At 40.4% G+C, this 21828-nt stretch carries 17 protein-coding genes; 13 read left to right on the forward strand and 4 right to left on the reverse strand.

The window, feature by feature from the left end; translation table 11 throughout:
- Positions 1–123: 123 nt before the first annotated feature.
- From FHX64_RS04335 to FHX64_RS04395, 13 genes are all read left to right on the forward strand, one after another.
- On the forward strand, positions 124–621 hold the full coding sequence (locus FHX64_RS04335) for a hypothetical protein (RefSeq protein ID WP_183412593.1): 498 nt from the start codon (positions 124–126) through the stop codon (positions 619–621).
- Between the two features lie 447 nt (positions 622–1068).
- Positions 1069–1461, forward strand: a complete 393-nt coding sequence (locus FHX64_RS04340) for an SET domain-containing protein-lysine N-methyltransferase (protein WP_183412594.1) — start codon at positions 1069–1071, stop codon at positions 1459–1461.
- Positions 1462–1530: 69 nt separating this feature from the next.
- Positions 1531–1965, forward strand: a complete 435-nt coding sequence (locus FHX64_RS04345; protein WP_183412279.1) for a cupin domain-containing protein — start codon at positions 1531–1533, stop codon at positions 1963–1965.
- Between the two features lie 994 nt (positions 1966–2959).
- On the forward strand, positions 2960–3364 hold the full coding sequence (locus FHX64_RS04350; protein WP_183412595.1) for a hypothetical protein: 405 nt from the start codon (positions 2960–2962) through the stop codon (positions 3362–3364).
- A gap of 185 nt (positions 3365–3549) precedes the next feature.
- Positions 3550–4848 carry a TolC family protein gene (locus FHX64_RS04355; protein ID WP_183412596.1) on the forward strand — a complete coding sequence of 433 codons (1299 nt, stop codon included), beginning with the start codon at positions 3550–3552 and terminating at the stop codon, positions 4846–4848.
- Between the two features lie 11 nt (positions 4849–4859).
- Complete coding sequence (locus tag FHX64_RS04360) at positions 4860–5960, forward strand: efflux RND transporter periplasmic adaptor subunit (protein ID WP_183412597.1); 1101 nt, start codon at positions 4860–4862, stop codon at positions 5958–5960.
- 81 nt (positions 5961–6041) lie between these two features.
- Positions 6042–9209, forward strand: a complete 3168-nt coding sequence (locus FHX64_RS04365; protein ID WP_183412598.1) for an efflux RND transporter permease subunit — start codon at positions 6042–6044, stop codon at positions 9207–9209.
- Between the two features lie 78 nt (positions 9210–9287).
- Complete coding sequence (locus tag FHX64_RS04370) at positions 9288–9797, forward strand: metallophosphoesterase family protein (RefSeq protein ID WP_183412599.1); 510 nt, start codon at positions 9288–9290, stop codon at positions 9795–9797.
- 85 nt (positions 9798–9882) lie between these two features.
- Positions 9883–10350: a methylglyoxal synthase gene (locus FHX64_RS04375; RefSeq protein WP_183413521.1), complete on the forward strand. Its 468-nt coding sequence runs from the start codon at positions 9883–9885 to the stop codon at positions 10348–10350.
- 47 nt (positions 10351–10397) lie between these two features.
- Positions 10398–11474, forward strand: coding sequence for a 3-isopropylmalate dehydrogenase (gene leuB / locus FHX64_RS04380; protein WP_183412600.1), 1077 nt, complete (start codon positions 10398–10400; stop codon positions 11472–11474).
- Positions 11471–11986, forward strand: coding sequence for a hypothetical protein (locus FHX64_RS04385; protein WP_183412601.1), 516 nt, complete (start codon positions 11471–11473; stop codon positions 11984–11986). Before leuB ends, FHX64_RS04385 begins: the two co-directional genes overlap by 4 nt.
- Positions 11987–12041: 55 nt before the next feature.
- The gene (locus FHX64_RS04390) at positions 12042–15104 is read left to right on the forward strand and encodes a type ISP restriction/modification enzyme (protein ID WP_183412602.1); all 3063 of its coding nucleotides are present in this window, start codon (positions 12042–12044) and stop codon (positions 15102–15104) included.
- A gap of 58 nt (positions 15105–15162) precedes the next feature.
- Positions 15163–16824, forward strand: a complete 1662-nt coding sequence (locus tag FHX64_RS04395) for an AMP-binding protein (protein WP_183412603.1) — start codon at positions 15163–15165, stop codon at positions 16822–16824.
- Positions 16825–16888: 64 nt separating this feature from the next.
- On the opposite strand, the gene FHX64_RS04400 is transcribed toward FHX64_RS04395, so the two are convergent.
- The 4 genes from FHX64_RS04400 to FHX64_RS04415 form a co-directional block, all read right to left on the reverse strand.
- Positions 16889–17650: a TIGR03915 family putative DNA repair protein gene (locus FHX64_RS04400; protein ID WP_183412604.1), complete on the reverse strand. Its 762-nt coding sequence runs from the start codon at positions 17648–17650 to the stop codon at positions 16889–16891.
- A 19-nt stretch (positions 17651–17669) separates the two neighbouring features.
- Positions 17670–18935: a putative DNA modification/repair radical SAM protein gene (locus FHX64_RS04405; RefSeq protein ID WP_183412605.1), complete on the reverse strand. Its 1266-nt coding sequence runs from the start codon at positions 18933–18935 to the stop codon at positions 17670–17672.
- Positions 18936–19114: 179 nt separating this feature from the next.
- The gene (locus FHX64_RS04410; RefSeq protein ID WP_183412606.1) at positions 19115–20650 is read right to left on the reverse strand and encodes a 4Fe-4S binding protein; all 1536 of its coding nucleotides are present in this window, start codon (positions 20648–20650) and stop codon (positions 19115–19117) included.
- Between the two features lie 18 nt (positions 20651–20668).
- Positions 20669–21601, reverse strand: a complete 933-nt coding sequence (locus tag FHX64_RS04415; RefSeq protein ID WP_183412607.1) for a DUF362 domain-containing protein — start codon at positions 21599–21601, stop codon at positions 20669–20671.
- Positions 21602–21828: the final 227 nt, after the last annotated feature.

Consider the following 21828-nt stretch of genomic DNA (forward strand, 5'->3'; position numbering starts at 1 on the left):
CCTGTTCTGTTTTGTGGGATAAATGATAAACAAACACAACGCATTTGTAGTTAAAAATCCATATATTCAGCGCAATAGTTAGTCTTAGTCCTGCATAATAATAACAAATAACCTTATAGTCTTATGAGAAAATTAATCATTCTGTTGCTGTTTTTTAATCCTATCTTGCTGTCAGCGCAAGAAAATAATTTGAACATCGAATCTCATTGGATCAGCATAACAAAACAAAACGGAAAATATGTTCTCTATGAACCTTGTGATGCTGAAATCAGTCAGATAGTGATTGATAAAGGAAACCATGAAATGATCATGCATTATGGACAGGAAAATGAAGTATTTAAAATTCTGGCTTCAAAACATATTTCAGTCAATGAATTGGATCTTACTATCCTATATACAGTTTTTGAAAAGCCGCGGACAACTATGGTGAAAGTGCAGTTTCTTGATCTGTCCAAAAGGATTGCCCGATGGTCATTTACATTATCGGATGATGACGGTTCAACGATTCCCAATGAATATATAATGGTTCCCATGCAAAAATCCAAAAACTACAAAGTAGTAAAGGAACCTATGCGAGATTGTTGGCCGACAGACGAGAATGATACTACCAGAACCAAATAAAACAGGAAAACCAATGATAAAGGTCACAGGACTAACGGCCCATTTTGTAAGAGAACAGAAATATCATCATTGACCTACAGGAGCTTACATTTTAATTCAATTATAACCATCAGTGAAAAAATCCCCGGCAGATTGAAGGAACATAGCTTTGCCCTCTTCGCAGGATAATGACAACCAATAATCAGGTAGGAGCGTTAGCTCTGATATCTTCATCCATCTTCTATTGATTCCTAAGTTGAGTCTATTCAATAGAATGTTTCAGAAAAGACAAAAGAATATTTGCAATGTTCAGGGCAAAAAGCACTCATTCCACGGGTGTATATATCATACCCGATTGCCACAGCATATATCTTCCGTTTAAAGCAATGTTTCTGCAGAAATAAGCACATAACACAGAAAATGGTATATTTGCACCCTATATTCTGTAATATACCAAATAACAATACTATGGAACTGCCGCATAAAGGGGTATATACCCGGTTACAACGCTCAGAGATACATGGAATCGGGGTTTTTGCCATTGTTGATATTCCCGGGGAGACCGATCTGTTTAGTGAAGTCGAGTCGGAAATGGTATGGCTGAAAGAGGAAGAACTCAAACTGGAGCAACTTCCCGAGGCCATACGGAAACTATATGAAGATTTTTGCGTAGTCAAAGAAAAGGATGGAGAAACCCTGTACGGATGTCCGGATAACTTTTCTAACCTGAAAATATCCTGGTACCTCAACCATTCCCAAACCCCCAACGTGTATTGCGATGAAGATTATAATTTCATTACCCTGAGAGATATCCGCGCAGGCGAAGAACTGACTGTAGATTACGATACTTACAGTCTGTAGTGATGTTGCATGCAACGCCTTTATACAGAAACAGGGATATTTCACCCATAACATTAGCCGTACATTATTATGAAACATGAATCAGTTGAAATCATAAGCACTTACAATGCGGAACATTATACATGGGGAGACCGTTGTAGCGGATGGTATTATTTAAATTCCGAAAATATAGCGATTATCCGGGAATGCATGCCTCCCGCAACAAAGGAAACGCTTCATTATCACCGGAAGTCGCACCAGTTCTTTTATATCCTGAGCGGAGTTGCCACTTTTGAGATCGACGGAATGATGTATAATCTCGAAGACGGAGAAGGAGTCCTGATCAACCCCGGAATCAAACACCGGATCATAAATAACACCAATTCGGATCTGAAGTTTCTGGTCATTTCCGAACCTCCATCGCATGGCGACAGAGTGAATCCCCACAACCCTGACGAAATAAAATCCAAACCCATCAAAATGCCGATCCGTTTCCTTTCGGCGAAGAAAAACAAAGGGAAATAAGTCACGATAATAAAGCACTCAGTTCTGATAAAAATCTTCAATACGGCATAAAGAGCCTTATTATGAGGCATTCTGATAATCCCAGTATAACATTAATTATATTTCCGATAGTAACGCCTTCACTCCAAGTGAAGGCTTTTCTTTTCTACAACATTTTTACCTGCTTTGCAGGCTATGCAACCTCAATTCTGGAGAAAACAAGCTTACATTGTTACTTTGCAAGCTTACATTATCACTATGTAAGGTTACATTGTCACTTTGCAGGCTTACATTGTTACTATGTAAGGTTACATTGTTACTATGTAAGGTTACATTATCACTTTGCAAGCTTACATTATCACTATGCAAGCTTACATTGTCACTTTGCAGGCTTACATTATTACTATGTAAGGTTACATTGTTACTTTGCAAGCTTACATTGTCACTTTGCAAGCTTACATTGTCACTATGTAAGGTTACATTGGCGAAAATCACCTTGCAAAATGGAAAATTAGCCTCACAGTGGACGTGAGGGAGTCAAAAGGCAACAGGAAACGGATCTATTGCCTGATGTGCAATACGAAGCAGAGCTAGCATTGCCTCAAATTCCGTTTCATCAAATTATACATCTGATGGTACGTTTCGAATATTTATCTTTTTCTTCTTTGTGTTTCGATTATTTGCCATTACATTTGCACAGAAAAATAACCAAGATCGAAAATCAAATACCGGACATTACAGGCAACCAACTGAAATTAATAGAGATAAAGGAAGTTTCGAAGGAATAAAAATGCACTATTTAGCAGATAGCAGCCAAAAAAGAAAGAAACCATAAAGTTTTGATTATTACGGTTGACATTCATGGGATTTTCTTCCCCTTCTTCCATCTTCATTTTCAGCTTTTTAGTGATTGAAAACAACAAGATTGCAGTGATTTTCAGAAAAAACATAAAGAAAATTTCCAGTACCTTTGCCCCGGATAATTTTATAAGTATGCGTTGAAGAGCATAAAACCATGCCCAACAGTAATTTGCATATCACTACGCGGTTAATTATTCTGCTTTTAGTCTTTCAGGTAATTAATCTCAGTTTTAGTTCCGCTTCTTTTTATATATCCTATCAAAAAGAAGCCAATGTGGACGATCCTGATTATATTGACTCCATGATTGAGTTTGTGGTAGAAAATATATTGGGATTCCCCAAAAACACATTTCATGACAAATCCAATGGGAACAGCATGGCAAAAATTCTGCAAAGCAACATGCACTTCGACTGGGATACCCATTGGAATGAAATTAAAATCGCAGACCTGGGAATCATAGACCTTATTAAACAGTATGTCGTTCCGGGCAATGAATTCTTCATTCTGGAATACTACAAAACGGTTATCCCGAAACCTCCCCAATTCTTCACGGTTTGATTGCCCGGCAATCAAATCATCCTTTTATCATTTCCTGTTATCATGTTTTTGCCAACAAAGCGCTTTTGTTTGGCAGGGACAAGGTGTGCCATTTTGAGTATGCCATAAAGTTATAGTCCTCTCTTTTCTCCACACATTGAAAGTCAGGGCGGCATCAATCATAAATTTCTTAATTCAAAAGACATATGCAATCCAAGATAAAAACAATCGTGATTGTTTTGCTCCTCTCTTTTGCGATAAAAGGGCAGGCACAAACCATATCACAACCCATCATGCAGGCAGATACAATCCATTTGACGCTTGACAGCATCGAAACGATATTCCTGCATAAAAACCTTTTGCTGCTGGCACAACACTATAATATTTCTGCTCACCAGGCTTTAGTGTTGCAGGCAAAAATGTTTCCCAATCCTACGATCAACATCAATACGCCCATATACGAAACAGACACAAAACAGTTTTTCCCTTTTGGGAGTACCGGCGAACTCTCCGGCGGAATATCCCAGATCATTTTGTTGGCTAACAAGCACAATAAGCAAATCCGAATAGCAGAAACCAACACAGCACTGGCAAAATACCAGTTCTATGATTTGCTGCGAACGCTCAACCACACACTAAGGGTAGACTTTTTTAATTTACACTATTTGATGGAGTCGGCACAGGTTTATACTACGGAGATCAATGCCCTGCAAAAGTTATCACAGGCATTTAACGAACAAAAACGCAGGGGATATGTATCTGAAAAGGAGGCAATCCGTATTCAGGCTCAGCTATACAGTCTTGAAAATGAATATAATGATCTGCACAATCAGTTTCTTGATCTTCAAAGCGAATTGCAGGTGATGTTGCAACTGAAGAACAATGTGATTATTCTCCCGACAGTCAATAAGAGAGGGATTATCCGGTTAAATCCGTTTCAATATTCGGCTTCCGTGCTGATTGATTCGGCTTATGCCTCGCGTCCCGATCTGAAAATCGCAAAGCTGAATGTTGTACTCAGTAACCAGAATTATGATTTGCAAAAAGCCATGGCAGTGCCCGATATCACGTTGCAATTCGGATATGACCAGCAAGGCAGTTACATTCACAATCTGACAACGGTGGGCATCAGCATGGATCTTCCATTTCTCGACCGGAATCAGGGAAATATTAAATCCGCGAAAGCTTTAATCGGATATAATCAGCTTTCCTATGATGACATGAGGCTAAGCGTTCAGGCGGAAATATACAACGCCCTGCAAAAAGCAATTGGAGAATATCAACTCATTGAGCAACGGGACAAGACATTTGATCAAAATTTCAGCCAGTTATTGACAGGCATTTTACAGAACTACCAAAAGCGGAATATTTCATTGCTGGATTTCCTTGACTTTTACGATTCATACAAGGAAAATGCCATCGAATATAACGCACTGAAGTTTAACCTCGTCAATGCATGCGAAGACTTGAATTTTTATACAGGCAATACTTTTTTCAACAAATAATATAACACAACATGAAGTCAATCCAATTTATTTCATATCCGGCTTTCATCATGATCATTCTGGTTGTTCTGCTGGGACAATCATGTAAAAGCCATCCAGTGGCGACAGATACATCGGCCTATATATTGCCGGACTCCATAGCAAAAATATTAAAGTATGACACGATAAAAGACTGTCCTTTGGTCAGGACAATATCACTTAGCGGCAAGGTCTCTTTCAATGAAGATAATGTAGTGAAAGTATATTCGGTAGTCAGTGGTAATTGCGAAAACATCAGGGTAATGCTGGGCGATTATGTGCATGCAGGCGAAATGCTGGGTAAAATCAAAAGCTCTGAAATGGCCGGATTCAGAAACGACCTGAATAATGCAAAAACCAACATGCAGGTTGCGAAAGAAAATCTGGATGCCACGCAAGGTATGTACAAGAGCGGTCTGGCGTCCCGTAAAGATATTATTATTGCCCAGGCAGCCTATGCACAAGCCGGGTCGGAATTGAACCATGCAAGGAGTGTGTTGAGTATCAATGGGGGGAATATGAATAATGACTACATCATTCGCTCTCCGATTGATGGATTTATTGTTGAAAAAAATATTACAAATGATATGGCTATCCGGGCAGATGATAATACAAACCTGTTTACCATTTCCGATCTTAAAAATGTATGGATTATCGCCAATGTTTATGAATCGAACATTAGCCAGATACATTTAAATGACAGCGTAAGGATTACTACGCTTGCCTATCCGGACAAAGTTTTCAAAGGGACAATCAATAAAATAATGAACGTATTGGATCCGACAAATAAAGTAATGAAGATCATTATCAAGTTGCCTAATCCGGGCTATTTATTGAAACCCGAAATGTTTGCCAATGTGGTTGTGATTAATCACGAACAACAGGAAGCACTGTGTGTGTCATCCTCTACAATTGTGTTTGACCACAGCCAGAATTATGTGTTGGTCTATCACAACAATGCCAATATCGAAACGGTTCCCGTTCAGGTGATCAACACACTGGGAGACAAAACATATATCACAGGTAATTTAAAACCCGGAGACCGATTGATTGCATCTCAAACCATTTTAATTTACCAGGCACTAAACAGCTAGCCAACGGTAAATGACAACAGTAATGCCATGTGCATTACCCTACAGAGATGTTGAGTCAATAACCATTTATTTTATTCACAGATGAACAAATTATTAAGCAAAATCATATCGTTTTCGCTGAAGAACAAATATGTTATCTTTTTTGCCACGGGATTGCTTATTGTTGTAGGGGTGATTACCTTTAAAAATATGCCGATTGAAGCATTCCCCGACGTGACCAACACTGAGATAACGATTATCACTCAATGGCCGGGACGAAGCGCAGAAGAAGTAGAGAAATTTGTTACCGTTCCGATTGAAATCGCAATGAATCCCGTTCAGAAAAAAGTAAGCATGCGGTCTACAAGTATTTTCGGATTGTCCGTCATTGATATGATATTCGAAGATGGCGTAACAGATCAATTTGCACGAACCCAGGTGTATGATTTATTGGCTAATGCCGATCTGCCTGATGGAGTAGAACCTTCGGTACAACCACCAACAGGTCCTACGGGAGAAATTTTCCGCTATACCCTACACAGTTCCGTCCGAAGTCCACGCGAACTAAAGACAATGCAGGACTGGATCATCGACCGGCAATTAAGAGCAGTTCCGGGAGTAGGCGATGTGGTCAGTTTTGGTGGCATGGTCAAGACATATGAAATACAGGCAGACCCCGGGAAACTCAGTACGCTTGGAATTACGCCTTTGGATCTGTACAATGCGGTAAGCAGAAGCAATATCAATATTGGAGGGGATATCATTACTAAAAACGATCAGGCTTACGTAGTGCGCGGCATCGGAGTGCTAAAAGATATAAACTCTATAAAAAACATTGTAGTTGAGAATAATAACGGTATTCCGGTTTTAGTGAAAGATGTTGCGGATGTCACAGAATCAAATCTTCCCCGTTTAGGACTGGTAGCCCGTTCGGATGCTGTGTATGATAAAAATGGCAAACGATCGGTAGTCGATCAGGGAGACGTAGTCGAAGCTATTGTGGTGATGCGGAAAGGGGAAAATCCCACCAAGGTGATCAAGGCCGTCGAAGCCAAGGTAGATTATCTGAACAAGTATGTTTTACCCCATGATACAAAGATTGTCCCCTACTACAACCGGCAAGACCTTATTAATTATGCCACACATACCGTATTGCATAATATGGTGGAAGGTATCCTGCTGGTGACTTTACTGGTATCGCTATTCATGTTTAACTGGCGTACAACACTCATTGTCTCCATCATCATTCCACTGTCCCTCCTCTTTGCCTTCATTTGTTTAAACCTCATGGGGATGAGTGCGAATCTGCTGTCTCTGGGAGCAGTAGACTTTGGTATTATTATTGATGCCGCAGTCATCATGGTCGAGGGGGTCTTTGTGGCATTAAGCAACAAAGCGGAAGAAGTTGGCATGGCTCAATTTAACAAGATGACCAAGACTGGATTGATAAAGCAGCATAGCATACGACTGGCAAAAGCCATTTTCTTCTCTAAACTTATTATCATAAGCGCATTAATCCCTATTTTCTCTTTTCAGAAAGTGGAAGGTAAAATGTTTTCTCCGTTGGCCTATACACTCGGATTTGCTTTATTGGGAGCATTAATCATCACATTGACACTGGTCCCGGTTTTAATACGCCTGTTATTGAAGAAAAATGTCAGGGAAAGGCATAATCCTGTTGTCCATTTTTTGACAGAGAAAATGATGAAAGGCTTTGAATATACCTACCACCATAGAAAAGCAACCCTTTCAATTGCTACCCTTCTGATTGTTGTTGGTTTATTGTCATTTAAACTTTTAGGATCAGAGTTTATACCCGAGTTAAACGAAGGAGCCATTTGGTTACGGGCTCAGTTGCCTTATTCGGCCTCCTTAAACAAATCGGTAGAAGTATCTACACAGATACGTTCCATTGTAATGCAGTTTCCCCAGGTGAAAAGCGTTGTTTCGCAAACGGGGCGTCCTGATGATGGTACCGATGTCACAGGGTTTTACAACAATGAGTTTGATATCCAACTTTATCCCGAATCGGATTGGAAACCCAAAATAAGCAAGGATAAACTGATAGACGAAATGAATAAACGACTTGCTGTAATCCCGGGTGTGGATTTCAATTTCTCGCAACCCATATCCGATAATGTCGAAGAAGCAGTGTCAGGAGTGAAAGGAGCCAACTGTGTGAAAATTTTCGGAGACTCTTTGGATTATATGGAAAATGAAGCAGACAAGATATGTGACATACTGAAAACCGTCAGGGGCATTTCCGACCTGGGAGTTATTAAAAACATAGGACAACCCGAATTGGATATTAAACTCGATCAACAAAAAATGGCATTTTATGGAGTGTCGCCAGCCGATGCCAATGCTGTGATTGAAATGGCTATTGGCGGGAAAGCGGCAACGCAATTATATGAAGGAATCGAAAAGTTCGATGTCAGAATACGATTTCCGGAGGAAGATAGAAATACGGTAAACAAAATCGGGAATCTTATGGTGCCAACATTAAGTGGCTCTAAAGTACCCATAAAAGAAATTGCCGACATTTCCATGAAAACTGGCCCCTGTTTAATTTTCAGGGATGGCAATGAACGTTATTCTGCCGTCAAGTTCTCCGTTCGCGACAGGGACTTGGGTAGCGCAGTCAATGAAGCCAGGGCTAAGGTAAATAAGGCAATCAAACTGAAAAAAGGATATTCAATGGTTTGGCAGGGAGATTTTCAGAATCAACAACGTGCGGAGAAGCGGCTGGCCGAAGTTGTTCCTATAAGCCTGCTTTTGATCTTCCTGTTGTTGTTTATCATGTTTGGCAACCTGAAAGACTCCGGTCTGGTATTTCTTAATGTTCCCTTTGCAATCGTCGGAGGTATTACCGTTCTTCTGTTGACACATACGAACTTCAGTATTTCAGCAGGAATAGGATTTATTGCTCTGTTTGGCATTTGTATTCTCAGCGGGGTATTGTTGATTACGGCCTTTAAAAACAACCTTGAAAGATTCAGGGGAGAGAAAGACGCCCTGTATCTCTCTGTTAAAACAGGGGTAAGAACAATGACACGTCCCGTCATGATGACTGCTTTAATGGCCGCCATCGGATTGTTACCTGCCGCCATTTCACATGGCATTGGATCGGAAAGTTCACGTCCCCTGGCAAGAGTTGTAATCGGAGGCATTTTATTTGCAATGATATTTTCATTACTGGTCTTTCCGCTCATTTTTGCTAAAGCATATAAAAATGCAGGACGGAAACGCCGCCATGCATCTGAAAATTGATGGATAAACCCAACACAGTCGTTTCAAAAAGGCGTATCTTTGCGGATACGCTTTTTTTTTGAACTGAATGATGACCCAATGACTACTATAGGAGTACTTTCTGACACACATAATTATCTTGATCCACGGGTATTTACCCATTTTGCGGCCTGTGATGAAATCTGGCACGCAGGAGATATTGGTTCGTTACACATTGTGGATGAACTGATGGCATTCAAGCCACTCCGTGCTGTTCATGGCAACATCGACGGATACGATATACGCCATGTATGCCCCATGTTTTTACGTTTTACATGCGAAAAGGTCAACGTGCTCCTGACACACATCGGGGGATATCCCAATCACTACAGCCCTGAAGCCAAAGCCCTGCTACGCACTGAAATACCCGACATGTTCGTATGTGGGCATTCTCACATTCTCAAGGTACAATATGACCAGCATCTTAAAATGCTTACGGTTAATCCGGGAGCTGCCGGAAGGTATGGCTTTCATAAAGTACAAACACTCCTTCGCTTTGTGATCGATGGCAAAGATATCCGTGATATGGAAGTAATCGAATTGTCATTGCATGTTCAGGAAACGAAATAAACCGGAAGGAATTAACCCGTTTCTTTGACATTTGCCGCTTTTACACTACCTTTGTGGTAACAAATTAAAAGGTATGGAACAAAACATGCACAAACAATTGACCATTGCGCTTGTGGCTCATGACAGACGCAAAGCAGACATGGTAGAATGGGCAACGTATAATGCTGCCACTCTTGCCCAGCACAAAATTATTTGTACCGGCACTACCGGAGGGTTAATTCAAAAGGCATTCAAAGATAAAGGCATTGAAGCAGACGTTACCAGGGTCAATTCAGGTCCAATGGGCGGAGATGCTGAAATTGCAGCACTTGTGGCTCAGAAAAAGATCGATTTGGCTATTTTCCTGATTGATGACCTTTTTGCCCAGCCTCATGAAGCTGATATCCAGATGTTACTTCGCCAGTGCCGTATACACAATGTACCTATAGCATGTAATCGATACAGTGCTGATCTCATGATTACCAGTCCACTATGGGATGATGAGAATTATAAACCGGTTGAAGCACAATATGTGCCGTTCAGCCGTAAGCCCTCTAAGAAAAAGAAATCATAAACATATAGCTCTTTTTTGAAAGAACCCATTTAACTAGACCAGTCATTATGCAATTGAACATCGCTGTACTGCCCGGTGACGGCATCGGGCCTGAAATTACTCAAACTGCGTTAGAAGTAACCAAAGTCGTAGCTAATAAATTCGGACATCAACTTACATATGAATTCGGATTGGTAGGAGCATGCGCCATCGACAAAACAGGAAATCCTTATCCACCTGAGACGCACACTTTATGTATGAATTCCGATGCAGTACTCTTTGGCGCTATTGGTGATCCCCGTTTTGACAACAATCCTTCGGCTAAGGTTCGCCCGGAACAAGGATTGCTCGCAATGCGTAAACAACTGGGTTTGTATGCTAATATACGCCCCGTCACCACATTCCCTTCTTTATTGCATAAATCGCCATTACGTTCTGATTTAATTCAGGATGCCGATTTGATGTGCATCCGTGAACTTACCGGTGGAATCTATTTCGGGAAACCGCAAGGAAGATCGGAAGATGGCAACAGTGCCGTAGACACATGCACCTATTCGCGCGAAGAGATAGAACGCATTGTCCGGCTGGCATTTCAATATGCACAAAAACGACGTAAAAAACTAACCATCGTGGATAAAGCCAACGTGTTGGAAACATCACGGCTTTGGAGAGAAACATCGCAACGGCTCGAAAAGGATTATCCCGATGTAACGACTGAATATATGTTCGTGGACAATGCCGCCATGCAGCTTATTCAATGGCCAAAACGATTTGATGTGCTGGTAACGGAAAACATGTTCGGTGATATTCTTACCGACGAGGCCTCTGTTATCACCGGATCGTTAGGTATGCTACCATCCGCTTCCATAGGAATTCATACTTCGGTATTCGAGCCAATTCATGGTTCATATCCGCAAGCTGCAGGAAAAAACATTGCCAATCCGTTAGCAACCATCCTTTCGGCTGCACTTATGTTTGAATATGCATTCAACCTGATGGAAGAAGGAGCTTTGATACGTAAAGCCGTTGACGCTTCGCTGGAAGCAGGCTATGTAACAGAAGATATTTGCACAAACGGACAACCCCGTTCCACCTCGGATGTAGGAGAATGGATTGTCAGGTATATTCAATCACAAACTGAGTGACGTATTTTGATCATCATTCCTGTAAAAATGGGGATACTCCTTTTTTACAGGAAAATGAACATGCACATTTTCCAAGGGTTATCGTTTGCTTTCTGATTGTCAATAGCATGATGCTTCATGCCCAGACAAAAAAAAATGATACCATTCCGCATGTGACTCTTAAGTCGCCCTGGGAAAATGTGATTCACTTTAACGGATATATTCAGAAACGTCCGCAAACGTTGACGTTTAGTGACAGTTTGAAGTTTAACGGATATAAAACTGTTAAGAGGCTTACTGTCAATGAATTTATGAAGTTTACACAACCGGCTTCCGATAAATACCGGAAGGAAATGGAAGCCATTTACAAGCCTTTGTTACGGGTTCAGGCAGAAATTAATAAAAACCATGTAAACAAAGGGCTTTTCAGGTATAATCCGAATATTGGTTATTTTGATACGTGGAAAGAACCGATAGAACTGATGAATCCGAATACAGAGAAAGATCGTGATCCTGATTGGGACGGTAAATAACACTTATTGATAACAAAACGAATGCAAACAAAATAAGGAATCGAGGGGATGAGCTATGGTTGAGCAATTTGTACGCGAAATGCAAGCCAAACTGGCAAGTAAAGATGATCAAAAAACAGCGTTTTCGTCGTTTTTCAGGACATTTCTGGCCTCTTTTCAACCTGGTACCACCGTCATTTCCATCGATCAACCAGCAACGCCTTCCTTACCTGCCTGGCAGGTAAAATACAATAATCAGCTGATTGGCTACATTGATATCCTTCTCTCGAAACCTGCTTGTCCGGAATCAGAAGAAGACCTTTCTGTCAGGGAATACATTGCTACATTCGACAATCTGCTACTTCTGAACTCGCACGAGTTCAGGTTATACCGGCAAGGAAAAATGTTCATGCAGGCAGATATATCTGTTTCGCTGTTTGATGCACTACCGGAAGAGGCAAACTCAGGATTGCATCAATTGCCGGAAAAAGTGTTGTCCGATTTTTTCCGTTTTAGGACAAAGCAGGCTGCATCGGCCACAGAATTGGCAACAGCTGCTGCCAAATGGGCACAACGGCTTTCAAAATATATCCAACGAATTTTTGCCAACAATATACAGGAGGATACACCATTTGCCTCGCTATTGGAAACGATTCAAAAAAAGATTGATCCTACCCTTACATCCCAACAGTTCGCCGATCAGTATGCACAGGCTTTCATCCTGCATACGTTACAACCTACTGCATTTATCAATCCTCCCGCGCCGGGTATCCATCATGACAATGCCGGCAATCAATGGGATGAAGTAGAGCAAAGTTTCCAGGATCAAACATGCTATGCTTTACATATTGTAGAAGATGAGATCAAGCCTTTGATCGGGAATGATTCACTTAAGGCATGGTGGGATAAAACCGTTGCAACACAAAGGACATCAGAACGATTTATTGATTTTTACAGGATGTTCCGCAGCAGTTTTGATGATGCATTTACGTTTCGTAATGGTATTGATGAAACAACTTATCCATTGGCAAATTATATTACAAAAGCAGTGCATCAGCTGGTTAAAACCCAGCTTTTATGCTACAATGGACTGGCTGATGAACGCATTCGTGTGATTCATCCGGCAAGCTCATTCTGCAATCTGATGAATGAGCTAATGAAACTAACCGCACGGACATATATTAATCAATTTGGATTCCGTCGCCAGCCACAACTTTTTGAACAACACATACAACCTCACTTTATAGCCTTCGAACATCGCCTTGATGCATTTGCATGGGGCGCTGTCAATACCCATTTTGTAGCAGCAGATACTCCTTTTATTGTGCCTGATCAGCCTTTTCAGCATTTTTTGTTGTCTCCTTTTTTTCAGGAAACCAAATTCTGGCATGAAGCACCATCAGATTCTGAATATGCGTCAACATTTGCTGCAATCTCGGAACAACCATTGCCAATCATCATTTGTAATACATTCCAATTGTACGAAACGCCACTTTTCAACAAACAACTGGCAATGATGATGCAGAAAAATCCATTGAACCTGCCACGTTTTTCTGAAGTGGAAGGCAAACAATTTCCGACATTACAACCCGGATCGCTACAGGAATCAATGGTAGCCATGATTTGGATCAGCCAATATTTCATGACGCAACACGGACAAGGCGTATCAGCATTAATTGTTCCACAGAAATTGTTGCACCATCCTGACTTCCGGGGTGTACGGTCTAGCCTAATGCAAACCATGAATGAAATCTATATTCTGGATTTACACGGTAGCGCAATGCACGATGAACATGTACCCGATGGAAGCCATGATGAACATGTCTTTGATGACGATCAGGGAGTTGCAGTCCTCTTTTTAGTAAAACGTATCCAGCAATCAACCTGTAAAATATATCATGCTGATTTGCTAGGATCACGCTATGTAAAAGAGAATTGGTTGAAACATACGGATTTCGAATTATATACTTATCAGCCAATCAATCCTTCATCACCACACTATGTTTTTTCTCCCTATGATATTCATGCCAAACAATCGTACCAGGCATGGAAATCGTTGAATGAGATCATGCCAGCATACGAAACATTACCTATGCTTACCGAAAACATTTGGATTGATGAGGATAAAACACAACTTATCGAAAGATTGCTCGACCGGCAAGCAAAGCAACAGCGTTTTATGCGCTATTCAACTGCTTCAAAAGAGGAAAAAACAGCAAAGGATTTTGAAAAACAAATCATTTCGATCCAGACAGGCCTTTTCGAGGAAAAGTTTGTATATATACCAGATGATGCCACGTCGGAAGAATATAATCGGATAGCCCATCATTTTGAGCATGCCAATAAAGCATTAGTGGTATCACAAAATGTAATCCCGGGGAAAGGAGATCTGATTTTTTCAGTCTTTGCCGTCAATCATTTTGTGACACATCCGTTTTTATCAACACGTCCTATCATTGGAGAATATCTTTTCCCTTTACATTTGTACCAAACCACAAATGCAACAGAAACACAACCTGTTCAAACTGTTCTTTCGTTGTTTGAACAGGAGGAGAATTATGTGCAAAGCACCTTCAACTTTGACAAAAACTTACTCAAACAATTAGCTACAGGCTATAGCAAAAAAGTGGATGCCGGCATGCTTTTTGATTATCTTTATGCCATTCTGTGGAGCAATCATTATAAAGCTATTGCGGCACAACACCAAACCAATTCTATCCCCAGAATACCATTTCCTATGGATCGTGCCATTTTTGACCAATTGGCATTAAAAGGACGACAATGTATGCAACTGCATCTTCAAAATTCATTTTCAGGGATAAAAAATCACGCACCACAATACAATGCCAGCTCAGATAATAACAGAATCGAACGCATGTTTTTTGTTGAAAAAGAGTCGGCAGTATATATCAATTCGACCAACTATTTTGCACCAGTTTCAGTGAAACAATGGCAATTCGCCATTGGAGATAACCTGTTGTTGCATCAGGTATTATCAGGAAAAGCCATTCTGACCGAACCGTTAATACAACAATTTTGTGCTACAGCATCGTACATTACAGATAATCTTCACCTTATAGATCAAATCGATGGATTGTTTGACGAAGCAATCATAACCACGTTCAGCTTTAATGGCTGAAAAATTTTCTTGAACTGAACCTTACACAATTCTGATATTCATTAAAATATGATATTTCATGTTAGCTAAATTCCTTACCAAATCAGTGTTTACCTCTTTAGATGATTTTCTGAAGAATTTTCATATTAACGTACCGGATAATTTCAATTTCGCCTATGATGTAATGGACGAATGGGCAAAAATTGCACCTGAAAAAAGGGCGCTTTGCTGGACAAACGATAAGGGGGAACATATCGATTTCACCTTTGCCCAACTCAAGCACTACAGCGACATAACGGCAACCTTTTTTCAACAATTAGGCATTGGGAAAGGCGATATGGTGATGCTGATCCTGAAACGCCGGTATGAATTCTGGTTTTCTATTTTGGCACTGCATAAACTGGGAGCAGTCTGCATTCCGGCAACTCATCTCTTAACACAAAAAGATATTATATATCGTGCAAATGCAGCTGATATTAAGATGATTGTTGCTGTAGGAGAACCGAATGTTATACAGCATGTCAATGAAGCGCTTCCGCAAGCCCCAACAATAAAACATGTCGTTTCGGTAGGCGATATTTATCCTGAAAACTGGTTGAATTTTCAGGAAGGAATTCGCCGTGCCAAGCCCTTCGAACGACCAGCACACGTGAATGACAACAATGATATCTCACTGCTCTATTTTACTTCGGGGACAACAGGAAATCCCAAAATGGTAATTCATAATTTTACCTATCCATTGGGACATATCGTTACTGCATCATTTTGGCACAACCTGAACGAAAGTAGTCTGCATTGCACATTAGCCGACACAGGATGGGCCAAAGCGGTTTGGGGAAAAATCTACGGCCAATGGATTGCAGGATCAGCCGTCTTTGTTTATGATCACGAGAAATTTGTACCAAGCGAGCTTTTAGAAATGCTTTCAAAATATAAAGTTACTTCGTTTTGTGCTCCTCCTACCGTCTTCCGGTTTTTAATCCGTGAAGATCTGTCAAAGATTGACCTATCTTCCCTGAAATATTGCACTATAGCAGGAGAACCGCTTAATCCGGTTGTTTTTGAGACATTCTATAACATGACAGGCATAAAATTGATGGAAGGATTCGGACAAACGGAAACATCCCTGACTATTGCTAACTATCCATGGATGGAACCCAAACCAGGATCAATGGGAATCCCAAATCCCGCATATGATATGGATCTCATCACTGCTGACGGACGTTCCGCAGAAGATGGAGAACAGGGAGAAATTGTCCTTCGAACCGACCGCTGGATGCCTGTTGGACTCTTCTTAGGCTATTATCGGGATGAAGCTCTGACCAAAAGCGTATATCAAAACCATTTATATCATACAGGCGATGTTGCCTGGCGCGATCAGGACGGATATTACTGGTTTGTAGGAAGAACGGACGATGTAATCAAAAGTTCGGGCTACCGTATCGGCCCGTTTGAAGTGGAAAGTGCCCTGATGACACATCCGGCTGTAGTAGAATGTGCTATTACTGGCGTTCCTGATGAAATCCGGGGGCAAGTGGTGAAAGCAACGATTGTGTTAGCGCCTGAATATCGAAAAAAGGCAAACGACGAACTTGTAAAAGAGATTCAGGATCATGTCAAAAAAGTTACGGCACCTTATAAATACCCGCGTGTAATCGAATTTGTAGAGGAGCTTCCCAAAACTATCAGTGGAAAAATTCGCCGTGTTGAAATCCGTAATACGGATAGCGGAGAAAAATAAAATCTTCATTATGCGAGGACATTGCGTAGACAGTATCCTCGTTTATAATTTTATTTTCAGATTGTTATTGCTTTTCCGTCATGTATTTCCAATAACGTCGCGGCAAAAGCTGACAATGTAGCTTTGGATTAATTCGATCCTTGATAGTCGTGGATTTGAAATAGGCTTTCCACAACTGCTGGAACTTTTTCTCATCCTCCGCCATTAAGGCTTCATTCAGTTTTCCCCCGGGAAAAAGGGAAGTTGTTTCAAGTGTCATCTCCGTGACAGTTTTAAGATCATAATAAAACCCGTAATCTCTTTTGATGTCGTAAATAATCCATTTTTGGTCAGCAAAACGTGCCTTGAAATGCTGAATGATTAATGGGAGGCAGTTATAATCAGGAGAAATAGGTGCGAAGAAGATATCATCTGCCGCTTTCTGAAAACGAACAAATTCAATCATTCGAAGCCGTTCCTTATTTACTTTTTGCGCCAGATTCCGAACTTGCAGGATATCATCATCAATCAAATTCAGTTCAATGGATACCTCGCTGTCAAATACCTTCCTGATGTATTGAAAGATAAGCCTGTCGCTCTCTTCTAATTCCGAAAGCCATACATAAGTCAGCATATTGCAGGCATTCGAAGAAAGTTTCTTTTTCAATGCTTTCCAAACACGCTCTGCTTTATCTTTTTGAGTAACAACAGTGTAATTCTCATCTACAAACAAAGGGTCAATCTCCTCCAATCCCAATAGTTTATCTGGAAAAGTTTTCCGAAAATAGGCATCAAAAACAGCAGACAACAAGCCTTCGAACGTTTTATCATAATGAAAAATAACCATAGAAATTCAACAAGGAGGATTAAGGAAAGTTCAAGGACAGTTGTTGGGTGACAAATCGTTTGGACGAGCTCACACTACTGTCAGTCAGTGTTTTTCGAACATACTCGGGAGAAATTTCATTTACGCTATGCACAGGAAGTTCCTTGCATGTAATGAAATATTGAGCTTTTTTCATGACCACTCCCATTTTTTTGAGCGTATCCCCAGTAATGCGACCGTAACGACGTGAAACAACAATAAGTTTTGCAGATTTCACACCAATGCCAGGAACACGTAAGATCAACTGATAATCCGCTTTATTAACATCAACCGGAAACATTTCAGGATGACGTAATGCCCACGACAGCTTTGGGTCGATCTCCAAGTCGAGATCAGGATATTGGTCATTCACAATTTCATCTACCTTAAACTCATAAAAACGCATCAGCCAATCGGCTTGATACAAACGATTTTCACGAACTAATGGAGGTTGCTTAAGAACAGGAAGTCTCTTGTCGTAACTATTGACAGGCACAAAACCGGAATAATAAACCCGCTTCATGCTTGGACGCTGATACAATGCCTCAGAAGTTTGTAAAATCTTCATGTCATTTTCATTCGTCGCTCCAATAATCATTTGCGTACTCTGTCCGGCAGGAGCAAAGCGCGGAGCAAATCGATGTTTTTGCCGCTCTTCTTTGCTTTCCAATACGCCTTGTTGAATATAAAGCATGGGTTGGTAAACACTCGCATGATCTTTTTCAGGAGCAAGCATCTTCAGATTCTGTTCGATAGGAATTTCAATGTTCACACTTAAACGGTCAGCATATAAACCGGCTTCGTGCACCAGATGTTCGCTTGCCCCCGGAATGCTCTTCATATGAATGTAACCATTAAATTTCCACACAGTACGTAAATCTTTCACCACACGAACCATACGCTCCATCGTATAATCCGGATTACGAACTACACCCGAACTAAGAAATAATCCTTCGATGTAATTGCGACGATAAAACTCGATCGTCAACTCCACCAGTTCCGATACGCTAAACGTGGCGCGAGGCAAATCATTGCTCCTTCGGTTGATGCAATAAGCACAATCGTAAATACAATAATTGGTAAGCATAATCTTAAGCAAAGATATGCATCGTCCATCTTCGGTAAAGCTATGACATATACCCCAGCCTGCAGTATTCCCTATTCCTCCCGGAATATTCTTTCGGGAAGTTCCACTGGAAGCACATGAAACATCGTATTTCGCCGATTCTGCCAGTATTTTTAGTTTTTCAAGAATGTTATCCGTCATATATGCAAAGTAAGACATTCTGGAGGAAAAAATCAGAGTAGAAATCATAAAAAAAAGAACTGTTGAAAACTTTCGAATGAAAAGATTTTAGAGAGTTCAAATGCCTCCTATAAAACAAAAATGAGAATATTCCCGGAAGGACATTCTCATTCTCATCTTCAATGCAACGCAGATATTTATCAAAATCCAAAACTCTGGACTTCAATGTTTTTCTCTTTTTCTTTAGGTGGCTTCTTAGCCCACTGCTGGTCGTAATTGGCATGAACTACAATTGCTTTCGGTCGTGCAGGACATGCATATTCGCAACCACCACATCCTATACAAATTTCAGGCGTTACCTCGGGAATTCGTAATCCATCTTTATAATCGACCATTTTTACAGCCTGAGTAGGACAATGTTCGGAACAAGAACCACAATCGGTATGATTTTTATAAACGACACAATCCTCAAGTGTAAATGCAACGCGTCCCACTTGTGTTAATTGTTTTTCTTTCAATGTTAAAGGGGTTAATGCGCCTGCAGGACAAACATCCATGCAAATGGTACAGTTAGGCTGGCAAAAACCTTTATCATAGTACATCCGCGGTTGCATCAATCCCATTATACCATAATCAAATACAGCAGGAATCAAAACATTTGAGGGGCATTGCGTAACACAAGCATGACAGGCAGTACACCTCATATTAAAATGCTCTCTTTTCCCGGCACCTGGAGGCATAATCGGTAATTGTTGAGTTGCAAGTTTTTTTGATTGTGATTGCGCCATTGCGAATGGAGCAGTCATCATTGCAGTGGTGCTCAAAGCTAAAAATTCACGTCTTCTTGTATTGACCGTTTTTTCTACAGTAGGAACGGCTTTGTGGGACTTGCTAAACCCGGCAAATCGATAACCAATAGCATTCTGCGTACAGGAAGTCAAGCAATTAAAACATGTTACACAGCGAGAAGTATCGATAATGCTTTCTTTAGAATCAATGCACTGCGATTTACAACTACGTGAACAAACATTGCAATGGGTGCAAGCTGATTCATTAATCACAACACGAAACAAGGAAAACCGGGATACTAATCCTAAAAAGGTTCCGACAGGGCAAATAGTGTTACAATAAAGCCTGCCCCGCAATAAAGACATGACGGCAATGGTAATCAAAAACAACGACGACACAACAATGGCGACCATGGAAATGCCTGACGCGCTAACAGGTAAAAAAGAATAAATTCCCATTGCAAAAGCTTTGTTCACAACAAAAGCATTTAAAGGAATTAAGGCTGGACGTACCAAATCTGCCAAAACCCGACCCATATTACTATATGGGTCAAGCAATACAATTAAAGCACTGCTTCCGAGCATAAAAGATCCTACAGTCAAAGCAAGGATGGTATATCGTAGCCAATTTTTAGGCTTGGCATACTTTAGAACGCGACGTTGCCTGCGTTTCTTTTTTCCTGCAGAAAAACGACTAAAAAAGTCTTGTAAAATACCGGCAGGACAAATCACAGAACAATAAATGCGACCAAATAATAATGTCAATAATAAAATAACTATCACGATTCCCCACATGCTGTCCAGTATTGCAGGCACCAACTGCACATGAAGGATAACATCCCATTTAATAGGGAGCAGATGAAATACATCTATAAAAAAAAGAACTGTCGGAATAAAAATCAACAATGCCAATACTACCCGAAGCCACTTCAATCCATTTGTTTTCATAAGTTGATAATACAGGCATTAAATTTTAATCCTATCAATACGTAACTTATTCAGATCATCTGTCCCCAAATGTAAAGCCTGCCCCATCCCGATATGTTCGACTTCGCTAATATCCATCTTTTGCACCTGATTGAAGAATCTTACAGATGCAGCATCAGCAGCAATAATATCAGGAGACACTATCAATGTTTTGAGTAATGCCGTATCAGCAACAGATTTTCCTTGAGGTCCGTTTTTAAACATAATACGATATGCATCTACAATATTCAAAGCGGGCCTTTTATGAAAAGTACAGATGTCTGCAATACATTGTTGCAGATCTGTTTTATGGAAATGTTCCCGATCCCACACAACACCCATATAATTCTTCATGGAGATAGTCATTTTTGCACCTCCATGATTTTTAAGAATAGGCATATTAAACCACACATCACAATCAAGTAACGATTTATGAATAGCAGTTTGCTTAAGTTTTTTCCCTTGAGGAATTGACACAGTCCGGAAAAAACTTTGATCATTAGCAGGAACCATAATGCCACCCGCAGCTTCAACGGCACCTTTAATTCCACTATCAACATAACATCTATCCCATTGGTTACAAGTATGATCAAACACTTCAACCCGCTTAGCACCAGCAGAATAACACTGATGCACCATCGCTCCAACCAAAGCAGGATTAGTATTTGCAGCTAATTCGGGAGTCTTATCCCAGCCAATGTTAGGCTTCAAAACAACAGTTTGTCCTTTTTTGACAAATGCGCTAATGCCACCAAATTTAGCTAATGCCCGATCCAACATGATAGCTGGTTCCCCACCCATAACAGCCACCAAGTCAGGTGTAGAACTAACAGCTATTCGATTATTTTTCAATGCAGCTTCCAGTTTATCAAAGCGCAATGTCGAAGCTACTCCTGTCATAGCTGCCGTTAAAAGAAAATCACGTCGCTTCATTGTAGTATATTTTGTTGTTAATTAATAGTCAAACAAATATATCTTTCTTGCCGATTAAGCAAAGCAGAAATACAACATTACAAAAATACGATAATAAAGTTACATGACATAAGACAAAGTAAAAATAAATGCTCTTAAAAGAAAATAAATAGCCGCAATGTATTTATCCCTTATGTCCTGAAATAATAATCTATTTACGGAATTAAAGTAAATCAAACGTTCTGCTT

It is taken from the genome of Microbacter margulisiae (assembly GCF_014192515.1).
GTDB classification, from domain to species: Bacteria; Bacteroidota; Bacteroidia; order Bacteroidales; family Paludibacteraceae; genus Microbacter; species Microbacter margulisiae.